Raw genomic sequence first — 20,157 nt, forward strand, 5'->3', positions numbered from 1 at the left:
CCGCCATGGGGGCGGAGCGGGACGCGATGCGGGACGTCGAGATCGTCGACGGCGGTGACCTGACCCTCGATCCCCCCGGCCCCCGGGGACCCGAGCCGGACGGGGACGTGACCGTGCGGCGCCGACGGGCCCGCGCGCTGCGGCTGCTGCGCCGCTGGTGGCCGGTCCCGCTGGCCCTGGTGCTGGCGCTGGTCGCCGTGCAGGTGGTGCAGGACGCGCGGCTGCGGGACGAGGTCGACCGGCGACGCGGGGTGGAGGGCGTGATCGCGCGGTCGGTGGACGCCGACCTGGTGCCGCGCACGGAGGACGACCGCGGACTGCTGTGGCTCCAGTACGCCGACGTCCGCACGGCGAGCGGTCGCATCGGCTTCGCCGAGCCGGGCAGCGAGTCCGACTCCCTGCTCCGGGCCGTGGACGTGGACGGCGCGGTCACCTGGACGCACGAGTTCGTGGGCACCGGGACGTCGACCGGAGCGGGCGTCCCGTCCTGCAGCGGTGACGACGACCCGGCCACGCGGGTGCTCTGCATCGTGCTCGAGCAGAAGAGCGTCGAGCAGGAGGACGGCTACTGGACGCTCGAACCACCCACCGCGGCGAGCCTGGTGACGCTGGACGCGCAGACCGGTGCGGTGCTCGGCACCGAGGACCTGCCGCCGCTGACCGGCGGGACCGCCGAGGACGGCGTGCTCTACCTGGCCTCGCTGGCCGAGGACGCCGGCACGCTCACGGTCACCGCGAGCGACGCGCTCACCGGCGCGCAGCGGTGGACCGGCACGCTCCCGGTGGACGGCGGCGGCTGGAGCCTGTCGGACCTCGCGCTGCGCGCACCCTCCGTGCGCGTCGACCGGGGTCACCTGGTCGTGGACTCCATCCCGGTCACGTGGGTGATCGACCCGTCCGACGGCACGGTCGAGATGACCGGGGCGATCGGGCTGGGCATCAGCCGCACCGGCCTGATCGTCGAGTCCTCCTCCGCCACGCAGATGTTCGACCTGGACGGGACGGTGCTGCTCTCCGAGGCCGCCGCGCCGGCCGGGCTGGCGGTGGACGACGGCAGCGTCCCCGACCTGGAGATCCTGGTCTCGCAGAGCCAGAGCACGGCCCGCACGCTCACCGCCGTCGACCCGCGCACCGGCCGCACCGCCTGGACCCTGGAGCGCACCGGCTGGCAGGACGCCGGGATGATCCTCCTGGACGACGTGCTGTACGGCACCACCACCCGCTCGGCGTGGGCGGTGGACGCGACCACCGGCCGCGAGCTGTGGTCCGCCGAGGCGCTGACGGCGTCCGGCGCCCAGGCGGTCACCGACGGCGAGAACCTGCTGGTCACCACCTGGGGCCCGGCCGACGGGAAGAACGGCACCGTCGAGAACCGGTACCTGCTGACCGCGCTGCGGCTGTCCGACGGCGCGACGCTGTGGTCCGCCCCGCTGCCCGACGGGCTCCAGGCGGTGTGGTCGTTCGGCGGCGACCTGATCGGCTTCACCGAGGACGGCGGCCTGGTCGTCCTCGACTGAGAGCGCCGACGGTCCCGGCCTGCGGCAGGGCGATCTGTGGCAGGATGGCCGGTGGACCGAGGGGGGTCGTACGACCTCCCTCGAGCCGTGTCAGCGAAGACACTCTGACACCTTTCACGACGGATCGTCCGGCACGTACCTGCCGGTGAAGGGATTGATCATGGCAACTGTCACCTATGACAAGGCCACCCGGGTCTACCCGGGGACCGAGCGCCCCGCGGTGGACGCCCTGGACCTGCACATCGAGGACGGCGAGTTCCTCGTCCTCGTCGGCCCCTCGGGCTGCGGCAAGTCGACCTCCCTGCGCATGCTCGCGGGCCTCGAGGACGTCAACGCCGGCCGGATCCTGATCGGCGACCGTGACGTCACCGACGTCCAGCCCAAGGACCGGGACATCGCGATGGTGTTCCAGAACTACGCCCTGTACCCGCACATGACCGTGGCGGACAACATGGGCTTCGCGCTGAAGATCGCCGGCACCCCCAAGGCCGAGATCCGCACCCGCGTGGAGGAGGCCGCCCAGATCCTCGACCTCACCCAGTACCTGGACCGCAAGCCCAAGGCCCTGTCCGGTGGCCAGCGTCAGCGTGTGGCCATGGGCCGCGCGATCGTGCGCCAGCCCCGCGTGTTCCTCATGGACGAGCCGCTGTCCAACCTCGACGCCAAGCTCCGCGTCCAGACCCGCACCCAGATCGCGTCGCTGCAGCGCCGCCTGGGCGTCACCACGGTCTACGTCACCCACGACCAGACCGAGGCGCTCACCATGGGTGACCGCATCGCCGTGCTCAAGGACGGTCTGCTCCAGCAGGTCGGCACCCCGCGCGACATGTACGACACCCCGGCCAACGTCTTCGTCGCCGGCTTCATCGGCTCCCCGGCCATGAACATCGGCACGTTCTCGCTCGAGGGCGGCATCGCGAAGATCGGCTCCGCCGGCATCGCCGTGCCGCGCGCCGCGGTGGACGCGCTCAACGCGGACGACAACTCCTCCATCACCGTCGGGTTCCGCCCGGAGGCGCTGGACGTCGTGTCGCAGGGCACCCCGGACTCGATCCCGGTCGTGGTGAACATCGTCGAGGAGCTCGGCTCGGACGCCTTCGTCTACGGCTCGCTGGTCGGCGCCGCCGGTGCCGAGGACGTGCGCTCCGGCGCCGGTGACTCGCAGGTGATCGTGCGCGTCGACCCGCGCAAGGTCCCGGCCAAGGGCGAGACCATCTGGGTCACGATCCGCCAGGGCGAGCAGCACCTGTTCCACGCGGGCAACGGCGAGCGCATCGCCGTCTGACGACCGCACCCGCACCACCGCTCGGGGCGGGGCCGGCATCCCGCCGGTCCCGCCCCGTCGGCGTTCTCTGGGAGAATCGGCCCCATGACCCCTCGCACGAGCCTGCAGATCACCGCGGCCGCGCCGGATCCCGCCCTGCTGGACCTGCCCTGGCACATCCCGCTGGAGGACTGGCCCGCGGACCAGCTCGCGGCGCTGCCCCGCGGCATCTCCCGGCACACCGTGCGCTTCGCCCGGCTGTCCGGCCGGGTGATCGCGATCAAGGAGATCGGCGAGACGGTCGCGTACCGCGAGTACGAGCTGCTGCGTCAGCTCAGCCGGCTCGACGTGCCGAGCGTGGAGCCGGTGGGCGTGATCACCGGTCGCACCTCCCCCGAGGGCGAGCCGCTGGAGGCCGTGCTGATCACCCAGCACCTGCGCTTCTCGCTGCCGTACCGCGCGCTGTTCAGCCAGTCGCTGCGCCCGGACACCGCCACCCGCCTGATCGACGCGCTGGCCGTGCTGATGGTGCGCCTGCACCTCGCGGGCTTCTACTGGGGTGACGTCTCGCTGTCGAACACCCTGTTCCGTCGCGACGCCGAGACCTTCGCCGCGTACCTGGTGGACGCCGAGACCGGTGATCTGCACGACCGGCTCACCGACGGCCAGCGCGCGTACGACCTCGAGGTCGCGCGGGTCAACATCATCGGCGAGCTGATGGACCTGCAGGCCGGCGAGTTCCTCGAGGAGGACGTCGACGCGGTGGCGATCGGCGAGATGCTGGTCGAGCGCTACCAGGAGCTGTGGACCACCCTGACCGATGCCGAGTCCTTCGTGCTGAACGAGCGCTGGCGGGTGCAGGCGCGGATCGAGCGGCTGAACGATCTCGGCTTCGACGTCGGCGAGCTGGACATCACCACCGACATCGACGGCACCACCGTGCGGATCCAGCCGAAGGTGGTCGACGCCGGCCACCACTCGCGCCGGCTGATGCGGCTGACCGGCCTGGACGTGCAGGAGAACCAGGCGCGCCGGCTGCTCAACGACCTGGACGGCTTCCGCGCGGCCACCGACCGGCAGAACGACGACGAGACCTTCGTCGCCCACGACTGGCTGACCGACGTCTTCGAGCCCGCCGTGCGCTCGGTGCCCCGCAACCTGCGGCACAAGCTGGAGCCCGCGCAGGTCTACCACGAGCTGCTGGACCACCGCTGGTTCCTGTCCGAGCAGCAGGGCCGCGACGTGCCGATGGCGGAGGCCGCCGCGTCCTACGTGCGCGACATCCTGCCGAACCGCCCCGACGAGGCGGCCATCCTCGGCGTCTCCGAGGGCGACCTCCGCGAGGACGCCGACCCCCTCATCGGCTGACCCTCCGGGCCGCAGGCCCCGCGAGCCCAGCACCCTGCCCGCACCTGCCTGCCCCGCACACCCGACGAGGTCGGTGGTTCGTGCGCGACACGCCTGGACGACACGCCGGCGTGAGCGCGGAACCACCGACCTCGTGGATCGGATCGGGTCGGGCCCGGAGGCCCGGGGGATCAGGCCTCGCGCTGGCGGGCGACCTCGTAGAGGGCGATGCCGGCAGCGACACCCGCGTTCAGGCTCTCGACCGCGCTGGCGATCGGGATGGACGCGATGGCGTCGCAGTGCTCGCGCACCAGGCGGGACAGGCCCTTGCCCTCGGAGCCGACCACCAGCACCAGCGGGTCGGTGGAGTAGGGCAGATCGGCCACGGAGACCTCGCCGCCGCCGTCCAGGCCCACGACGTAGCAGCCGGCCTCGTGCAGCCGCTCCAGGGCGCGCACCAGGTTGGTGGCACGGGCGACGGGCACACGCGCGGCGGCGCCGGCGGACACCTTCCACGCCGAGGCGGTGACCCCGGCGGCACGCCGCTCCGGCACCAGCACGCCGTGCGCGCCGAACGCGCCCGCGGAGCGCAGCACGGCCCCGAGGTTGCGCGGGTCGGTGACGCCGTCCAGCGCCACGATCAGCGGCGCACGGTCGCTGGCGGCGGCGATGTCCAGCAGGTCCTCGACGTCGCCGTACTCGTAGGGCGGCACCTGGATCGCGACGCCCTGGTGCACCGAGCCGTCGGTCATCCGGTCGAGCTCGGGCTTGGTGACCTCGAGCAGCGGGAAGCCCGCGTCGGCGGCGATCCGCAGGATCTCGCGGGTGCGGTCGTCGGCCTCCAGCCGGGTCGCGATGTACACCGAGGACACCGGGATGCCGGCGCGCAGCGCCTCCAGCACGGAGTTGCGCCCGGCCACGACCTCGGTGGTCCCGCCGGAGCGGTTGCGCGGGCCCGACGGGCGGGTGGGTCGGCTGCCGGACGCACGGCGCTCGGCGGCAGCCTTGCGCTTGGCGGCGGTGTGGTACTGCCGGTCCTCGGCCTTGGGGGTGGGGCCCTTGCCCTCGAGCCCGCGACGACGCTGGCCGCCGGAGCCGACGGTGGCGCCCTTCTTGGAGCCGGCCTTGCGGGTGGCCCCGCGGCGCTGGGAGTTGCCTGCCATCAGTGGTCCTCAGGATCGGTACGGGCGGCGAGCGACCAGCGCGCGCCGGTGGTGGAGTCCTCGACGGCGATGCCGGCGGCGGACAGCCGGTCCCGGATCGCGTCGGCGGTGGCCCAGTCGTGGGCGGCACGGGCGGCCGCCCGGGCGTCGAGCTCGGCGCGCACCAGGGAGTCGAGCGCGCCACGGTAGCGGTCGTCGTCGCCGACGGTGGTGCCCCACTGCGCGCCGGCCGGGTCGAGGCCCAGCACGTCGAGCATGGCGCGCACCGCGACCAGCGCGGCCCGCACCCCGGCGTCGTCCCCGGCGGCCAGGGCGGTGTTGCCCGCGCGCAGGTGCTCGTGCACCACGGCGAGCGCCGCGGGCACGTTGAGGTCGTCGTCCAGGGCGGAGGCGAAGCCCTCGGGCAGGTCGGCCGCGGCGATCTCGGTCTCCGCGACGGCGCCGACGCGCTCGGTGGCCCGGCCGACGAAGCCGGCCATCCGGTCCCAGGTGGCCTCGGACTCCGCGAGCGTGTCCGGCGTCCACTCCAGCATCGAGCGGTACTGCACGGCGGTCAGCGCGTACCGCAGCACGGCGGGGCGCACGGTCTCCAGGATCGTGCTGACCAGCAGACCGTTGCCCAGCGACTTGCTCATCTTGGCGCCGGACTGGGTGACCCAGCCGTTGTGCAGCCAGTACCGGGCGAAGCCGTAGCCGGCCGCACGGGACTGCGCCTGCTCGTTCTCGTGGTGCGGGAACCGCAGGTCCAGGCCGCCGCCGTGGATGTCGAAGGTGTCGCCCAGGTAGCGGTGCGCCATCGCGGAGCACTCCAGGTGCCAGCCGGGTCGCCCGCGCCCGAAGGGGGTGTCCCAGGAGGCGGTCTCCGGCTCGCCGGGCTTGGCGGCCTTCCACAGCGCGAAGTCGTGCGGGTCCTTCTTGTCGCCGGGTCCGCCGTCGGGGGCCGGGACCATGTCGTCGATCCGCTGGCTGGTCAGCGAGCCGTACTCGGCGTAGGAGCGCACGTCGAAGTACACGTCGCCCTCGCCGGCCCGGTAGGCATGACCGGCCTCGACCAGGCGCTCCATCAGCGCGACCATCGCGGGCACGTGACCGGTGGCGCGCGGCTCGTAGGTCGGCGGCAGCACGCCGAGGGCGTCGAAGGCGGCGGTGAACGCGCGCTCGTTCTGCATCGCCCACGCCCACCAGGGCACGCCGGCCTCGGCGGAGCGCGCCAGGATCTTGTCGTCGATGTCCGTGACGTTGCGGACCATCGTCACGTCGAGACCGGTGCGGCGCAGCCAGCGGACCAGCACGTCGAAGGCCAGCACCGAGCGCACGTGACCGATGTGCGGGGGTGCCTGCACGGTGGCGCCGCACAGGTAGATGCCGACCTTGCCCGGGACCACAGGGACGAAGTCACGCACCTCGCGGGTGGCGGTGTCGAACAGGCGCAGGCTCACAAGGAGCAAGGTTACCGGGCGACAGGCCGGCGGATCAGCCGGAGAACCGCGCCGCCTCGGCCCGCAGCGCCGTCAGCACCCGTCGCACCACCAGCCGCTCGGCCCGGTCCGGGCGCAGCAGGGCGTCGATCCGGCGGCCCGCGCGCACCCCGGCCAGCGGCACCAGGCGCACCCCGGGGCGTCGTCCTGCCGTGTACCGGGGCAGCAGGGAGATCCCGTGACCGGCCGCGACCAGCGCCTCGACCACCCCGAAGTCGTTGATCCGCTGCACCACCCGGGGCGGGCTGCCGGTGCCGGCGGCCACCGCGTCCAGCACCGCCGCCACCGGGAAGCCCTCGCGCACCGAGATCCACGCGGCGTCGGCGAGGTCGGCGGGCTCCAGCGTCGCCCGGTCGGCCAGCGGGTGATCGGCGGGCAGCGCCACGTCCAGCGGCTCGCGCAGCAGCGGCACCACGCGCAGGTCGGCGGGCCATGCGTCCTCGGCGTCCGGCCGGTGCGCCACGACGATGTCGAAGTCGGCGGTCAGCGCCGGGAAGGCGTGCTGCGCGACGTCCTCGTCCCCGAGGTCGACCGTGATCCCGTCCAGCCCCGCGACCCGGGTGAGCAGCCCGGGTGCCAGCAGCTCGGCCCCGCTCTGGAACGCCGCCACCCGCACGGTCCCCCGCGGAGCGGTGCGGAACGCGTCCCCGGCGGCGCGCGCCCGTTCCAGCGCCACCGCGACGTCGACCGCGGCCTCCGCGAGCGCCTGCCCGGCACCGGTCAGCCGCACCCCGCGCCCGTCGGGCTCCACCACCTCGACACCCGCGTCCCGGCTGAGCGCGCGCAGCTGCTGCGACACGGCCGAGGGGGTGAGGTGCAGCGCGTGGGCGGCGGCAGTGACCCCGCCGCGGTCCCGCACCGCGCGCAGCGTGGCCAGGTGACGCGCATCCATGCAGCGACGCTACACGGTTGGTCTGCTTTCTTTCACTGGTGCTGACGGGTCGGCACGGGGCACCATCGCCGCATGCCGCTGCGTGATCGTCTGCTCGCCCTCGGGGTGGCCGTCTGCTGGGGGATCAACTTCCCGGCGATCCACCTCTCGCTGGAGCAGTTCCCGCCGTTCTTCCTGGTCGCCCTGCGCTTCGCCCTGCTGGCCGTGCCGACCCTGCTGCTGGTGCCGCGTCCGGCGGTGCCGGTGCGCTGGCTGCTCGGCTACGGGATCGGCTTCGGCGTGCTCCAGTTCGCCTTCCTCTACCTGGCGATGGACTCCGGCATGCCCACCGGGCTCGCCTCGCTGGTGCTCCAGTCCTCGGCGCCGTTCACGGTCCTGCTCGGCGCGGTGTGGCTGCGCGAGCGGATCAGCGGCCGGCAGGCGCTCGGCATCGGCCTGGCGGTGGCCGGGCTCGGCGGGATCGCGGCCCTGCGCGCGGGCGACGGCGCCTCCGCCGGGCTGCTGCCCGTGGTCCTCACCCTGTGCGGCGGCCTGGGGTGGGCCCTCGGCAACGTCTCCAGCCGGCAGGCGCACCCGGACAGCCCGTTCCGGTTCATGCTCTGGATGTCCGTGGTGCCGCCGCTGCCGATGCTGGCGCTGTCGCTGCTGATCGACGGGCCGGCCGCGATCGGCCGCTCGCTCACCACCCTCGGCACCGCCACCGGTGCCTGGGCGCTGGCCGGGCTGGCGTTCACGGTGCTGATCGCCACCGTGCTCGGCTCCGGGATCTGGACCGCGCTGCTCGCCCGGCACCCGTCCAGCACGGTCGCGCCGTTCTCGATGCTGGTGCCGGTGGTCGGCTTCACCGCGTCCTGGCTGATCCTCGGCGAGCGCCCTGCCCTGGGCGAGGTGCTGCTCGGCGCGGTGGTGGTGGCGGGGGTGCTGGTGGCGACCCGGCCCCCGCGCGCGGCGGCGACGCCGGTCGCTGCCGGTCAGCCTGCCGCGGTCACGGGCAGCGCTCCGAGCCCTTCACCACGCCCAGCCGGATCCGCTCCGAGGGCTTGACCTCGCGCGTGCCCTCCCGGGGGTCCTGGGTGCAGACCTTCCAGTTCGACGACACCCACACCGAGCGCCCCTCCCCGCTGAGGTCGGTGGTCGTGATGTCCGTGGCGCCGAGCGCCTCCAACGCGTCCTCCACGTCGTCGAGGTCCTTGCCGACCATGTCGGGCATCCGGAACCGCGCGGGCGCCGCCGGCACCTCCACCACCGGGTCGGCCGGCGGCGCTGCTGCTGCTGCGGGGTCGGCGGGCGCGGCCGGGTCGGCGGGCGCAGCGGGGTCCGCCACCACGGGCGCCTCCGCGGCAGGATCGACCGGGCCCGCCCCGACGACCTCCGGGGTCGGCACCACCACCGGCGTCGCCGACGGGATCGCGCCCGGGGTGCCCGCGCTCGTCGCGCCGCCGAAGGAGCCGCCGCGCGGTCCGCTGCTGCCGGTCTGCCCGGTCGCCGCACCCCACACCCCGAGGACGACCACCACGGCCACGACGCCGATGACCACGTTCCGCTTCCGCATGCCTGCGATCGTCTCCCGCCGACCACGCTGCTGACCAGGACGTCCGCCCCGGGTCACCCGTGCGGCGGGTCAGCCGACCGGCACCACCAGGGCGGTGGCGACCGCGGCGATCCCCTCGCCGCGCCCGGTCAGCCCGAGCCCGTCGGTGGTGGTCGCCGACACCTGCACCGGCGCACCCACGGCGGCGGACAGCGCGTCGACCGCCTCCGCCCGGCGCGCGGCCAGCCGGGGACGGTTGCCGATCACCTGCACCGCCACGTTGCCGATCAGGAAGCCCGCGTCACGCACCAGGCGGGCCGCCTCGGAGAGCAGCACGACCCCCGCCGCACCGGCCCACTCCGGGCGGTCGGTGCCGAACACCGAGCCCAGGTCGCCGATCCCGGCGGCGGACAGCAGGGCGTCGGCGGCGGCGTGCGCGGCCACGTCGGCGTCCGAGTGCCCGGCGAGCGGGCGCTCCCCCGGCCAGGAGAGCCCGGCGAGGTGCAGCACCGCGCCGGAGGCGGGGTCGGGGTCCTCGGCGTGCACGTCGACCCCGATGCCGGTGCGCGGCAGCGGGGGCACCGCCTCCGGTGCGTCGGTGCCGGTCATGCCCGCGCCCCTGCGTCGTCCCGCGCCAGCAGCTCGGCCACCGCGAGGTCCCGCGTCGTGGTGATCTTCATCGCCTGCTCCTCCCCCGGCACCACCCACACCCGCTCGCCCAGCGCCTCCACCAGCGACGCGTCGTCGGTGGCGGCGGTGGCCTCGTCGGCGGCCCGGTCCGCACCGGCGGCGTGGGCGGTGTCCAGCAGGGCCCGGTCGAAGCCCTGCGGGGTCTGCACGGCGCGCATCGTGGCGCGCGGGACCGTGGCGACCACCGGGCGGGCCGACGACCCGGCGAGCGGATCGCCGACCTGCTTGATCGTGTCGGCGACCGGCAGCCCCGGCACGACGGCACCGTGCCCGGCACGCACCGCGGCCTCGACGGTCCGCACCAGGTCGGCGGAGGCGAGCGCGCGGGCGGCGTCGTGCACCAGGACCACGTCCACCTCGGGCGGCAGGGCGGCGAGGCCGGCGGCGACGGAGGCCTGCCGGGAGGTGCTGCCCTCGACCACGGTGACGGGCACGCCGATCCCGGGACGCACAGGGCCGGCCAGCAGGGCACGGAACCCCGCCGACCGGCCCGGTGGCACGGTGACGACGATGGAGGCGACCACCCCCGAGGCGGCGAGCCGGCGCGCGGCGTGCAGCACCAGCGGCACCCCGGCGAGCTCGACCAGCGCCTTCGGGCCCGGCAGGCCCAGACGCGAGCCGCTGCCGGCGGCGGTGAGCACGGCGGCGGTGGTCATGACCTCGCCGTCCTGCCGGTCGCCGCGCGCGTCAGCGGGTGGTCGCGGCGTCCGTCAGGACGCCAGCACCTCGTCGAGGATGGCCTCGGCCTTCTCCTCCTCGGTGTGCTCGGCCAGCGCGAGCTCCGAGACGAGGATCTGCCGGGCCTTGGCGAGCATGCGCTTCTCGCCCGCGGACAGGCCGCGGTCGGCGTCACGGCGCGACAGGTCGCGGACGACCTCGGCCACCTTGATCACGTCGCCGGAGGCGAGCTTCTCGAGGTTCGCCTTGTAGCGGCGCGACCAGTTGGTCGGCTCCTCGGTGTAAGGCGCCCGCAGCACGTCGAACACGCGCTCCAGACCCTCCTGGCCCACGACGTCGCGCACACCCACCAGGTCGACGTTCTCCGCCGGGACCTCGATGGTGAGGTCGCCCTGGGCGACCTTCAGCTTGAGGTAGATCTTGTCCTCGCCGCGGATGGTCCTGGTCTTGATCTCCTCGATCAGCGCTGCCCCGTGGTGCGGGTAGACAACCGTCTCCCCAACAGTGAAAGTCATCTGCAGGTGTCCCCTTTCGCGGAAGCCCATCCTACCACGTGGCCTGCGCCGCCCACGGGCCGATCTGCGAGCGTTTGTGCAGGTCAGAGCGTTGCGCCTCGCGACACGCCCGCGACACGCCGCGCGCAGCGGTGCCCAGGACGCCCGATGTGGTTAAGGTCCGACAGGGGCATCCTCGACCTCGCGACGGTCGGTCCGAGATCGGGTCCGCCATCACGATCCACCCGGCGCCGCAGCGCGCTGACCAGCGGCTCGACCCGGCGATCCCCTCCGCCCCGCAGCACGCCCGCCACGCGCCGGACGATCCCGCCGTGCCGCGGGCGCCGAGCACGTAGGCTCTGCCGCACAGGACCTTCGTCCCACCTCGACCCGGCTCGCACCCGCGTCGACGACCCCGTGAGGAGCCACCGTGGCCGCCACCCGCCGCCCGTCCGTCCGCCTGTCCTCCGCCGTCGGCGCCGGGCTGCTCGCCGCCGCGCTGACCGGGTGCTCGGCCACCAACCCGATCACCACGCAGGACTCCTACGCGGCCTCGGACGGCGTGCAGGTCGAGCTCGGGGACGTGCAGGGCGAGAACCTGCTGCTGGTCGCCGCCGAGGCGGACGGCCCCGGTGCGCTCCAGGGCGCGCTCACGAACTTCGGCGACGAGACCGTCACCGTCTCGATCTCGACCGACGAGGACGCCGAGGACCTGCGGGTGCGCGCGGGCGAGACCGTGCTGATCGGCGGCACCGAGGGCGAGGACGTAGTGCTCTCCACGCCGGACGCGCCCGGCGCGCTCACCACGCTCACGCTGAGCAGCGGCCCCGGCGGCACCCAGGAGGTCCGCGTCCCGGTGCTCGACGGCACGCTCCCCGAGTACGCCGACCTGGTCCCCGACGCGTCCTGAGCCCCGCGCCGGGCGCCCGGCGCTCACCGAACTCGCACGAAAGCCGCCTTCAGCACGATCGAAGGCGGCTTTCGTGCAACCTCGGCGCCGCGCGCCGCGCACCCCGGGCACGACCGAGGCCGCCCGGTCCCTCCCCCTGGAGCCGACCGGGCGGCCTCGTCGCGTCCACCGCTCCCCCCGGTCGGCGGACGTCGGCGGCTCGGCGCGCGGACCCGTCGGCCCGCGCAGGCCGCCACGCACGCGGGAGGGGACGCGACCCGTCCCCCGCCCGCGCGAGGTGTGCGGATCAGCCGAAGCGACCCGAGATGTAGTCCTCCGTGGCCTGCTCGTGCGGCGAGGAGAACATGGTGGCGGTGTCGTCCATCTCGATCAGGCGGCCGGGCTCACCGGTGCCGGCGATGTTGAAGAACGCGGTCTTCTCCGAGACGCGCGCCGCCTGCTGCATGTTGTGCGTGACGATGACGATCGTGTACTCCGAGCGCAGCTCGGCGATCAGGTCCTCGATGGCGAGCGTGGAGATCGGGTCCAGCGCGGAGCACGGCTCGTCCATCAGCAGCACCTGCGGCTTGACCGCGATGGCACGGGCGATGCAGAGGCGCTGCTGCTGACCGCCGGACAGGCCGGAGCCCGGGCGGTCGAGGCGGTCCTTGACCTCGTTCCACAGGTTCGCGCCGCGCAGGGACTGCTCGACGAGGTCCTGGGCGTCGCCCTTGGAGATCTTGCGGTTGTTCAGCCGGATGCCGGCCAGCACGTTCTCCGCGATCGACATGGTCGGGAACGGGTTGGGGCGCTGGAACACCATGCCGACCTGGCGGCGCACGGCGACCGGGTCGATGTCGTCGCCGTACAGGTCGACGCCCTCGACGGCCACGGTGCCCTCGACGCGCGCGCCGGGGATCACCTCGTGCATGCGGTTCAGGGTGCGCAGGAAGGTCGACTTGCCGCAGCCGGACGGGCCGATGAACGCGGTCACCGAGCGGGGCTCGATGGTCATCTCCACGTCGGCCACGGCACGGAACGCGCCGTAGAAGATGTTCAGGTCCTTGACGTCGATGCGCTGTGCCATCTCGGTCTCCTCAGGTCGGTCAGGGGGAAGTGTCAGGGGGAGGGGCGGTTCAGCGGATCTTCGGCGCGAACCACCGGGTGACGAGCCGGCCGATCAGGTTGAGCAGCATGACGATCAGGAAGAGCGTCAGCGCCGCGGCCCAGGCACGCTGGATGTTGATGTCCGGGACGCACGCCAGGTCATCCGCGGAGCAGGGCACCAGACCCTGCGCGTACTGCCGGTACACGTACACCGGCAGCGTCATCATCCGCCCGTCGAACAGGTTGAAGTTGATCGAGTCGATCACGCCGACGGTGATCAGCAGCGGGGCGGTCTCGCCGATCACGCGGGCGATGGCCAGCATGACGCCGGTGGTCAGGCCGGCCACGGACGTCCGCAGCACCACCTTGACGATGGTCAGCCAGCGCGGCACGCCGAGGGCCAGCGAGGCCTCCCGCAGCTCGTTCGGCACCAGGCGCAGCATCTCCTCGCTGGACCGCACGACGACCGGGATCATCAGCACGGACAGCGCCACGGAGCCGATCACGCCCATCTTGGCGCCCGGCCCGAGCAGCAGCGCGAACAGCGCGTAGGCGAACAGACCGGCGACGATCGACGGGATGCCGGTCATCACGTCGACCAGGAAGGTCACCAGGCGGGCCAGCGGACCACGCCCGTACTCGACCAGGTAGATCGCGGCCAGCAGCCCGATCGGCACCGAGATCAGCGCCGCGAACAGCGTGATCCCGAGCGTGCCGACGATCGCGTGGTAGATGCCGCCGGCGTCCATGCCGCCGAAGACGCCGCGCATGGAGTGCAGCAGGAAGTAGCCGTCCAGCCGGCCGATACCCTTGGACACCACGGTCCAGGTCAGCGAGACCAGCGGGATCATCGCGAGCACGAAGGCCGAGGTGATCAGCACCCGCATGGTGACGTCGGTGCGGTGCCGACGGGTGTCGGTGGTCTGGAGCAGCTCGCGCAGCGAGGGCTGGGCCTCGCGCTCCGCGGTGGCGGTGGGGGTCACGTCGCTCATGTCAGTTGGCCCCCGAGAAGTCCTTGCGCCGCGCGACGATCGCGCGGGCGGCCATGTTCACGGCCAGGGTGATCACGAACAGCGCCAGGCCGGTGGCGATCAGGGTGGAGACGCCGATCTGGTTCGCCTCCGGGAACTGCGCGGCGATGTTCGCGGCGATCGTCTGCTGCTGCCCGGCCGCCACCAGGTTGATCGAGTAGAGGAACCCGGGCGACAGGATCATCAGCACCGCCATCGTCTCGCCGAGCGCACGGCCCAGGCCGAGCATGGCGGCCGAGACGATCCCGGAGCGGGCGAAGGGCAGCACGGCCATCCGCACCATCTCCCACTGCGTCGCGCCGAGGGCCAGAGCGGCCTCCTCGTGCAGGCGCGGGGTCTGCAGGAACACCTCGCGGCAGATCGCGGTGATGATCGGCAGGATCATCACGGCCAGCACCACGCCCACGGTCAGCATCACGCGACCGGTCGGGGACACCGGGTCCGCGAACAGCGGGATCCAGCCGAGGTACTCGTTGAGGAACTGCCACACCGGCCGGACGAAGGGGCCGAGCACCAGGCCGCCCCACAGGCCGTAGACCACCGAGGGGATCGCGGCGAGCAGGTCGACCACGTAGCCCAGCGCGTTCGCGAGCCGCCGCGGGGCGTAGTGCGAGATGAACAGGGCGATCCCGATCGCGATCGGCGTGGCGATCACCAGCGAGACGGCCGCGGCGAGCAGCGATCCGAACACCAGCGGGCCGATGAAGCCGAGCAGCGAGGTGTCGTCCGGGAACCAGCTCACCTTGTCGGCCAGCTCGGAGGAGCCGGCGGAGATCGCGGGCATCGCGCGCATCACCAGGAACACGGCGACCGCGGCCAGGACGACCAGGATCAGGACGCCGGCGCCGGTGGAGATCCACCGGAAGAGACGAGAGCCGCCCCGGTCGGCGGCACGGGCGCGCAGCCGACGGGCGGTGCTGCCGGGTGCGGGGTCGCTCGCCGGCGGGGTAGGGCCCGCGGTGCGGGGCTGGGTGCTGGTCACGCGGTCTCCAGGGGGAGGAGGGGTGGTGAGGGCTGTCGCGCCGAGGGCCGGCCCACCGCTGCGGTGGACCGGCCTCGGTGACCGGTGGGCCGCACCGACGCCCCCCGGGTCGCGGGGGGGCCGGTGCGGCCCGGTGGATCAGGACGCCAGGGTGATCGCGTCGATCGAGGCCTGGACGTCGGTGCGCAGCGCGTCGGAGATCGGCGCGGAGCCCGCGGCCGACTCGGACTCGGACTGGCCCTCGGCCGAGGCGACGTAGGTCAGGAAGGCCTGGACCAGGTCGACCTCCTCCTGGGTGTCGTACGCCTGGCAGGCGACCAGGTAGGAGACGAGGAGCAGCGGGTAGGCGCCGGCCTCGGTGGACTCGCGGTCGATCTTGATCACGATGTCGCCCTCGGCGCGGGAGTCGTCACGCGGGGAGGCGTCGAGCGCGGCCGCCGCACCCTCCTCCGACGGGGCCTCCCAGGTGTCGCCGACCTGGATCGACACGAGGCCGAGGTCGCCGGCCTTCGAGAAGTCGGCGTAGCCGATGGTGCCGTCGCCGCCCTGGACGGTCTGGATCAGGCCAGAGGTCTGCGCACCGGACTCGCCGCCCTCGATCGGCCAGTCGCCCGAGGCCTCGTAGGTCCACGCGCCACCGGAGGCCTTGGCCAGGTAGTCGGTGAAGTTCTTGGTGGTGCCCGACTCGTCGGAGCGGTGCACCGGCGTGATCGCGGTCGCCGGCAGGGTGACGTCCGGGTTCTCGGCGGCGATGGCCGCGTCGTCCCAGCTCGTGATGGTGCCGTTGAAGATGTTCGCGATCGTCGCCGCCGAGAGGTTCAGGCTGTCGACGCCCTCGAGGTTGAAGACCACGGCGATCGGGGAGACGTAGACCGGCAGGTCCACGGCCGAGGAGTCGAAGCAGCGGGCCTGCGCGTCCGCCAGCTCCTCCTCGGTCAGCGCCGAGTCGGTGCCGGCGAAGGCGACCGAGCCGTCGAGGAACGCGGTGCGACCGCCGCCGGAGCCGACCGGGTCGTAGGAGACCGTCACGTCGGGGTTGGCCGTCTGGAACCCGGCACGCCAGGCGTCCATCGCGGACTCCTGGGAGGAGGCGCCCGAGCCGGCGAGCTCGCCGCTCAGGGAGCTCTGCGGGGCCTCGGAGGAGCCGGAGGTCTCGCCGGAGCCGGTGGCGTCGTCCGAACCACACGCCGTGAGGGAGAGGGCGAGCACGCCAGCGAGGGCGAGAGCGCTCGCACGACCGCGGTTGAGCTTCACAGTGTTCCGTCCTGTCGTGAGACATCGCGCACCGTCTGTGCGCGCCTCGACAGAAGTTAGGCAGCCGAGATGACCAGGTTTCCGTCCCCGGGTGAACCGCGGGTGAACGACCGGCCAAGACTGCCGGGTCAGATCACGATCCGGTCACGGCCCGCTGAGCGTCCCGCAGGATCACGCGGTCGGCGGCTCGTCCTGCAGCTTGTAGCCGAGCCCGCGCACGGTCACCAGCAGTGTCGGGTTCGCCGGGTCGGCCTCGATCTTGGCCCGCACGCGCTTCACGTGGACGTCGAGGGTCTTGGTGTCGCCGACGTAGTCGGTCCCCCACACCCGGTCGATCAGCTGCACCCGGGTCAGCACCCGGCCGGCGTTGCGCAGCAGCAGCTCCAGCAGCTCGAACTCCTTGAGCGGGAAGCCCACCTGCTCGCCGTGGATCTGCACGGTGTGCCGGTCGACGTCCATCCGCACCGGGCCGGCGGCCAGGATGCCGTCGTCCTCGAGCTCGTCGTCGTCCTCGGCGGCGCCGGACGACGAGACCCGGCGCCGCAGCACCGCACGCACCCGCGCCAGCAGCTCCCGCGAGGAGTACGGCTTGGTGACGTAGTCGTCCGCGCCGAGCTCCAGGCCGACCACCTTGTCGATCTCGCCGTCCTTGGCGGTCAGCATGATCACCGGCACGTCGCTCACCCGGCGGATCTGCCGGCAGACCTCGGTGCCGGACAGGCCCGGCAGCATCAGGTCGAGCAGCACCAGGTCCGCCCCGCCCTCGTCGAACGCCTCCAGCGCCTCGATGCCGGTCGCCGCGGCGACGACCTCGTAGCCCTCCCGGGTCAGCAGGTAGGCCAGCGGGTCGCGGTAGGACTCCTCGTCCTCGACGAGCAGGATGCGGGTCACGGGGTGGTGCCTCCGGTGGTGTGGGTCTGCGAGGGGGACGGTACCCCGGCCTCGCGCGTCGCGTCGGTCGAGGTGCCGTCGGGCTGGGCCGGCAGGGTGGTCGCGTCGGGCTGCGCGTCGTCGGCATCCGTGCCGTCGTCGTCCGCGCCCGCATCGAGGTGGTCGGGACGCGCGGCGGCGGGCAGCCGCACGGTGAAGGTGGAGCCGCGGCCGGGCTGCGACCACACCTGTACGTCGCCGCCATGGTCCGCCGCGACGTGCTTGACGATCGACAGGCCGAGGCCGGTGCCGCCGGTGTCGCGGCTGCGCGCCGGGTCCACCCGGTAGAACCGCTCGAACACCCGGTCCTGCTCGTCCGCGGAGATGCCGACGCCCTGGTCGACCACCGCGATCTCCACGATGTCCTCACGCCGGCGGACCCCCACGCCGACGTGGGTGCCGTCCGGGGAGTAGCGCACCGCGTTGTCCAGCAGGTTGCGCACCGCCTGCACCAGCATCGTGTGGTCGCCGAACACCTGGTGCCCGGTCTCCCCGCCGACGTCGAAGACCATCTCCTTGGCGGCGGCGCCGGTGCGTGCCCGGTCCACCGACTCGGCGACCACCGCGTCCACGTCGACCAGCGCGATCTCCTGCAGGGCACCGGCCACCTGCAGCCGGGACAGCTCGAGGATCTCGTGCACCAGCGCCGACAGCCGCTGCGCCTCGTTCGTCATCCGGCCGGCGAACCGACGCACGGCCTCCGGGTCGTCCGCGGCGTCCTGCACCGTCTCGGCCAGCAGCGACAGCGCGCCGACCGGGGTCTTCAGCTCGTGCGACACGTTCACCACGAAGTCGCGGCGGATCGCCTCCAGCCGGCGCGCCTGCGTGCGGTCCTCCGCGAGCACCAGCAGCAGCCCGGGGCCGACCTGCGCCACCCGCACCTGGAGCATCAGCGTGCCGGGCCCGAGCGGGCCGCGCGGCAGCTCCAGCTCCTCGTCCCGGATCACGCCGGTCCGGCGCACGTCGGCGATCAGGTCGCGGACGGAGGCGTGCACGATCGCGCCGTCCCGCACCACGCCGAGCGCGTAGGCCGGCGGCGACGCGCGCACCACCTGCTCGTCGTCGTCCAGCACGACGGCGGCGGAGCGCAGCACGGCGAGCACCCGCACCAGGCCGTCGTCCAGCTCCGGCTCCGGCTGGGGCGGCACGGTGCGCTGCTCACGCTCGCTCCACCGGAACGCCAGCGTCGCGCCGATCCCGGTCAGCAGACCGAGGGCGCCCGCGAGGAGCACGATGAGACCCGACAGACCCTCCACGCGGCCAGGGTACGGGGAGGTCTCACGGGCTTCGGACCACCGGACGCCCGGCTCGCCGAGTGTTCATCGCAGGGCCGGCCGTGTTCACCTGGCAGCACCGTGGAGTTCACCGGCGGGCCCCCTGCCCGTGGGACCGTGGTCGGCCGGACGGACGCGCCCGGGGACGACGGAAGGAATGCGATGCGGGAGATCTTCGACGCCGAGCTCAAGCAGCTCGGGGACGACCTGGTGGCCATGAGCCGCCGGGTCGAGCACGCGATCACGGCAGCCGGCGAGGCGCTGCTGCACCAGGACCTCTCCCTCGCGGAGCAGGTGATCGCGGACGACCTGGCGATCGACGCGCTGGAGCGCGACCTGGACGAGCGCTGCATCCTGCTGCTCGCCCAGCAGCAGCCGGTCGCCACCGACCTCCGTGTCGTCGTGTCGGCCCTGCGGATGAGCGCCACCCTGGAGCGGATGGGCGACCTCGCCCGGCACGTCGCGCAGGTGGCCCGCGGCCGGTACCCCCGCGCCGCGATCGACCCGGCGCTGACCGGGGTGTTCACCGAGATGAACGAGGCCGCCCGCCGGGTCGCCGTGCGCACCACGCAGGTGCTGACCACGCACGACCTGGCCGAGGCCGAGGGCATCGAGCGGGACGACGACCTGCTCGACTCGCTGCACGAGGACACGTTCCGGATCCTGCTCGGCCCCGCCTGGAAGGGCGACGCGCAGCAGACGATCGACGTGACGCTGGTCGGCCGGTACTACGAGCGGTTCGGCGACCACGCCGTGTCGATCGCGCGCCGGGTGACCTACCTGGTGACCGGCGACTTCGCGGGCGACACCGCGCGCTGACGACCCTCGGGGCACGAGAGAGGCCCGGTCCGACGTGATGTCGGACCGGGCCTCTCGTCGTGCTGGGGGCCTCAGCGACCCTGGTTCGCCACGGCCTTGATCGCCTCGGCGGCGGCCTCGGGGTCGAGGTAGGTGCCGCCCGGGTTCGTGGGCTTCAGCGTCTCCTCGTCGAGGTCGTACCGCAGCGGGATGCCGGTCGGGATGTTGATCCCGGCGATGGTCTGGTCGTCCACGTCGTCCAGGTACTTGACGATGGCGCGGATCGAGTTGCCGTGCGCGGCGACCAGGACGGTCTTCTTGGCCTGGAGGTCCGGCACGATGTCCGAGTGCCAGTACGGCAGGGCGCGGTCGAGCACCTGGGCCAGGGCCTCGGCGCGCGGGATCGGCTCACCGGCGTAGCGCGGGTCCGTGTCCTGCGAGAACTCCGAGCCGAGCTCGATGTCCGGCGGCGGCACGTCGTAGGAACGACGCCAGAGCATGAACTGCTCCTCGCCGTACTCGTCGAGGGTCTGCTTCTTGTCCTTGCCCTGGAGCGCACCGTAGTGACGCTCGTTCAGGCGCCAGGAGCGCTTGACCGGGATCCACAGACGGTCCGCGGCGTCCAGCGCGTAGTTGGCGGTCATCATCGCGCGACGCAGCAGCGAGGTGTGCACGACGTCCGGCAGCACGCCCGCGTCGGTCAGCAGGGAGCCGCCGCGCTTGGCCTCCGCGACGCCCTTCTCGGACAGCGGGACGTCGACCCAGCCGGTGAACAGGTTCTTGGCGTTCCATTCGCTCTCGCCGTGGCGGAGCAGAACGAGGGTGTAGGTCATGGGTC

The 20,157-nt window shown here is 73.4% G+C and carries 20 protein-coding genes; 6 read left to right on the plus strand and 14 right to left on the minus strand.

Features of this window, described 5'->3' with window-relative positions:
• The first annotated feature begins 5 nt into the window (after positions 1 to 5).
• The 3 genes from ACZ5HG_RS16315 to ACZ5HG_RS16325 all read left to right on the plus strand — a co-directional run bounded on the left by ACZ5HG_RS16315 (position 6) and on the right by ACZ5HG_RS16325 (position 4,149).
• On the plus strand, positions 6 to 1,517 hold the full coding sequence (locus ACZ5HG_RS16315) for an outer membrane protein assembly factor BamB family protein (RefSeq protein WP_464178221.1): 1,512 nt from the start codon (positions 6 to 8) through the stop codon (positions 1,515 to 1,517).
• A 160-nt stretch (positions 1,518 to 1,677) separates the two neighbouring features.
• On the plus strand, positions 1,678 to 2,802 hold the full coding sequence (locus ACZ5HG_RS16320; RefSeq protein ID WP_464178224.1) for an ABC transporter ATP-binding protein: 1,125 nt from the start codon (positions 1,678 to 1,680) through the stop codon (positions 2,800 to 2,802).
• Positions 2,803 to 2,886: 84 nt separating this feature from the next.
• The gene (locus tag ACZ5HG_RS16325; protein WP_464178226.1) at positions 2,887 to 4,149 is read left to right on the plus strand and encodes a DUF4032 domain-containing protein; all 1,263 of its coding nucleotides are present in this window, start codon (positions 2,887 to 2,889) and stop codon (positions 4,147 to 4,149) included.
• Positions 4,150 to 4,319: 170 nt separating this feature from the next.
• Here the strand turns inward: ACZ5HG_RS16325 and rlmB are convergent, their stop codons facing one another.
• From rlmB to ACZ5HG_RS16340, 3 genes are read right to left on the minus strand one after another with little or no spacing between them, the layout of a single operon-like run.
• Positions 4,320 to 5,291 (minus strand): 23S rRNA (guanosine(2251)-2'-O)-methyltransferase RlmB, encoded by a 972-nt coding sequence (gene rlmB / locus ACZ5HG_RS16330; RefSeq protein WP_464178228.1) that lies wholly within the window; start codon positions 5,289 to 5,291, stop codon positions 4,320 to 4,322.
• Complete coding sequence (cysS, locus tag ACZ5HG_RS16335) at positions 5,291 to 6,730, minus strand: cysteine--tRNA ligase (RefSeq protein ID WP_464178231.1); 1,440 nt, start codon at positions 6,728 to 6,730, stop codon at positions 5,291 to 5,293. Before cysS ends, rlmB begins: the two co-directional genes overlap by 1 nt.
• Before the next feature lie 34 nt (positions 6,731 to 6,764).
• Entirely contained in the window at positions 6,765 to 7,661 is an 897-nt protein-coding gene (locus ACZ5HG_RS16340; RefSeq protein WP_464178233.1) for a LysR family transcriptional regulator, read from the minus strand.
• A 72-nt stretch (positions 7,662 to 7,733) separates the two neighbouring features.
• Here ACZ5HG_RS16340 and ACZ5HG_RS16345 point away from each other — a divergent pair, with 72 nt between their 5' ends.
• Positions 7,734 to 8,705 carry an EamA family transporter gene (locus ACZ5HG_RS16345; protein ID WP_464178235.1) on the plus strand — a complete coding sequence of 324 codons (972 nt, stop codon included), beginning with the start codon at positions 7,734 to 7,736 and terminating at the stop codon, positions 8,703 to 8,705.
• On the opposite strand, the gene ACZ5HG_RS16350 is transcribed toward ACZ5HG_RS16345, so the two are convergent.
• From ACZ5HG_RS16350 to ACZ5HG_RS16365, 4 genes are all read right to left on the minus strand, one after another.
• On the minus strand, positions 8,647 to 9,213 hold the full coding sequence (locus tag ACZ5HG_RS16350) for a PASTA domain-containing protein (protein ID WP_464178237.1): 567 nt from the start codon (positions 9,211 to 9,213) through the stop codon (positions 8,647 to 8,649). The genes ACZ5HG_RS16345 and ACZ5HG_RS16350 overlap by 59 nt on opposite strands.
• Before the next feature lie 69 nt (positions 9,214 to 9,282).
• Positions 9,283 to 9,801, minus strand: coding sequence for a 2-C-methyl-D-erythritol 2,4-cyclodiphosphate synthase (gene ispF / locus ACZ5HG_RS16355; RefSeq protein ID WP_464178239.1), 519 nt, complete (start codon positions 9,799 to 9,801; stop codon positions 9,283 to 9,285).
• Positions 9,798 to 10,538: a 2-C-methyl-D-erythritol 4-phosphate cytidylyltransferase gene (gene ispD / locus ACZ5HG_RS16360; protein WP_464178241.1), complete on the minus strand. Its 741-nt coding sequence runs from the start codon at positions 10,536 to 10,538 to the stop codon at positions 9,798 to 9,800. Before ispD ends, ispF begins: the two co-directional genes overlap by 4 nt.
• Positions 10,539 to 10,592: 54 nt before the next feature.
• Positions 10,593 to 11,075 carry a CarD family transcriptional regulator gene (locus ACZ5HG_RS16365; RefSeq protein WP_122148867.1) on the minus strand — a complete coding sequence of 161 codons (483 nt, stop codon included), beginning with the start codon at positions 11,073 to 11,075 and terminating at the stop codon, positions 10,593 to 10,595.
• Positions 11,076 to 11,484: 409 nt separating this feature from the next.
• Here ACZ5HG_RS16365 and ACZ5HG_RS16370 point away from each other — a divergent pair, with 409 nt between their 5' ends.
• Entirely contained in the window at positions 11,485 to 11,964 is a 480-nt protein-coding gene (locus ACZ5HG_RS16370; RefSeq protein WP_464178247.1) for a hypothetical protein, read from the plus strand.
• Positions 11,965 to 12,250: 286 nt separating this feature from the next.
• On the opposite strand, the gene pstB is transcribed toward ACZ5HG_RS16370, so the two are convergent.
• The 6 genes from pstB to ACZ5HG_RS16400 form a co-directional block, all read right to left on the minus strand.
• Complete coding sequence (gene pstB, locus ACZ5HG_RS16375) at positions 12,251 to 13,030, minus strand: phosphate ABC transporter ATP-binding protein PstB (RefSeq protein ID WP_464178249.1); 780 nt, start codon at positions 13,028 to 13,030, stop codon at positions 12,251 to 12,253.
• Positions 13,031 to 13,079: 49 nt separating this feature from the next.
• The gene (gene pstA / locus ACZ5HG_RS16380) at positions 13,080 to 14,042 is read right to left on the minus strand and encodes a phosphate ABC transporter permease PstA (protein ID WP_464178251.1); all 963 of its coding nucleotides are present in this window, start codon (positions 14,040 to 14,042) and stop codon (positions 13,080 to 13,082) included.
• A 1-nt stretch (position 14,043) separates the two neighbouring features.
• On the minus strand, positions 14,044 to 15,063 hold the full coding sequence (pstC, locus tag ACZ5HG_RS16385; protein WP_464178254.1) for a phosphate ABC transporter permease subunit PstC: 1,020 nt from the start codon (positions 15,061 to 15,063) through the stop codon (positions 14,044 to 14,046).
• A 138-nt stretch (positions 15,064 to 15,201) separates the two neighbouring features.
• The gene (gene pstS, locus ACZ5HG_RS16390) at positions 15,202 to 16,272 is read right to left on the minus strand and encodes a phosphate ABC transporter substrate-binding protein PstS (RefSeq protein WP_464178256.1); all 1,071 of its coding nucleotides are present in this window, start codon (positions 16,270 to 16,272) and stop codon (positions 15,202 to 15,204) included.
• A 216-nt stretch (positions 16,273 to 16,488) separates the two neighbouring features.
• A complete protein-coding gene (locus tag ACZ5HG_RS16395) occupies positions 16,489 to 17,208 on the minus strand; it encodes a response regulator (protein ID WP_464178258.1) in 720 nt (239 codons plus the stop codon).
• On the minus strand, positions 17,205 to 18,503 hold the full coding sequence (locus ACZ5HG_RS16400) for a sensor histidine kinase (protein ID WP_464178261.1): 1,299 nt from the start codon (positions 18,501 to 18,503) through the stop codon (positions 17,205 to 17,207). Before ACZ5HG_RS16400 ends, ACZ5HG_RS16395 begins: the two co-directional genes overlap by 4 nt.
• A gap of 180 nt (positions 18,504 to 18,683) precedes the next feature.
• Between ACZ5HG_RS16400 and phoU the strand changes: the two genes are divergently transcribed.
• Entirely contained in the window at positions 18,684 to 19,340 is a 657-nt protein-coding gene (gene phoU, locus ACZ5HG_RS16405) for a phosphate signaling complex protein PhoU (RefSeq protein ID WP_464178263.1), read from the plus strand.
• Positions 19,341 to 19,411: 71 nt separating this feature from the next.
• On the opposite strand, the gene ACZ5HG_RS16410 is transcribed toward phoU, so the two are convergent.
• Positions 19,412 to 20,152 (minus strand): phosphoglyceromutase, encoded by a 741-nt coding sequence (locus ACZ5HG_RS16410; protein WP_464178267.1) that lies wholly within the window; start codon positions 20,150 to 20,152, stop codon positions 19,412 to 19,414.
• Between the last annotated feature and the right edge of the window lie 5 nt (positions 20,153 to 20,157).

Source organism: Cellulomonas sp. GTC20042 (genome assembly GCF_055389595.1).

What these genes read in the sequence shown, in the direction of transcription:
- pstB (WP_464178249.1), bottom strand. Translation starts at nt 13,030, where the DNA reads ATGGCACAGCGCATCGACGTCAAGGACCTGAACATCTTCTACGGCGCG.
- pstA (WP_464178251.1), bottom strand. Translation starts at nt 14,042, where the DNA reads ATGAGCGACGTGACCCCCACCGCCACCGCGGAGCGCGAGGCCCAGCCC.
- ACZ5HG_RS16325 (WP_464178226.1), top strand. Translation starts at nt 2,887, where the DNA reads ATGACCCCTCGCACGAGCCTGCAGATCACCGCGGCCGCGCCGGATCCC.
- rlmB (WP_464178228.1), bottom strand. Translation starts at nt 5,291, where the DNA reads ATGGCAGGCAACTCCCAGCGCCGCGGGGCCACCCGCAAGGCCGGCTCC.
- ACZ5HG_RS16315 (WP_464178221.1), top strand. Translation starts at nt 6, where the DNA reads ATGGGGGCGGAGCGGGACGCGATGCGGGACGTCGAGATCGTCGACGGC.
- ispD (WP_464178241.1), bottom strand. Translation starts at nt 10,538, where the DNA reads ATGACCACCGCCGCCGTGCTCACCGCCGCCGGCAGCGGCTCGCGTCTG.
- ACZ5HG_RS16350 (WP_464178237.1), bottom strand. Translation starts at nt 9,213, where the DNA reads ATGCGGAAGCGGAACGTGGTCATCGGCGTCGTGGCCGTGGTGGTCGTC.
- ispF (WP_464178239.1), bottom strand. Translation starts at nt 9,801, where the DNA reads ATGACCGGCACCGACGCACCGGAGGCGGTGCCCCCGCTGCCGCGCACC.
- ACZ5HG_RS16410 (WP_464178267.1), bottom strand. Translation starts at nt 20,152, where the DNA reads ATGACCTACACCCTCGTTCTGCTCCGCCACGGCGAGAGCGAATGGAAC.
- phoU (WP_464178263.1), top strand. Translation starts at nt 18,684, where the DNA reads ATGCGGGAGATCTTCGACGCCGAGCTCAAGCAGCTCGGGGACGACCTG.
- ACZ5HG_RS16340 (WP_464178233.1), bottom strand. Translation starts at nt 7,661, where the DNA reads ATGGATGCGCGTCACCTGGCCACGCTGCGCGCGGTGCGGGACCGCGGC.
- ACZ5HG_RS16345 (WP_464178235.1), top strand. Translation starts at nt 7,734, where the DNA reads ATGCCGCTGCGTGATCGTCTGCTCGCCCTCGGGGTGGCCGTCTGCTGG.
- ACZ5HG_RS16365 (WP_122148867.1), bottom strand. Translation starts at nt 11,075, where the DNA reads ATGACTTTCACTGTTGGGGAGACGGTTGTCTACCCGCACCACGGGGCA.
- ACZ5HG_RS16320 (WP_464178224.1), top strand. Translation starts at nt 1,678, where the DNA reads ATGGCAACTGTCACCTATGACAAGGCCACCCGGGTCTACCCGGGGACC.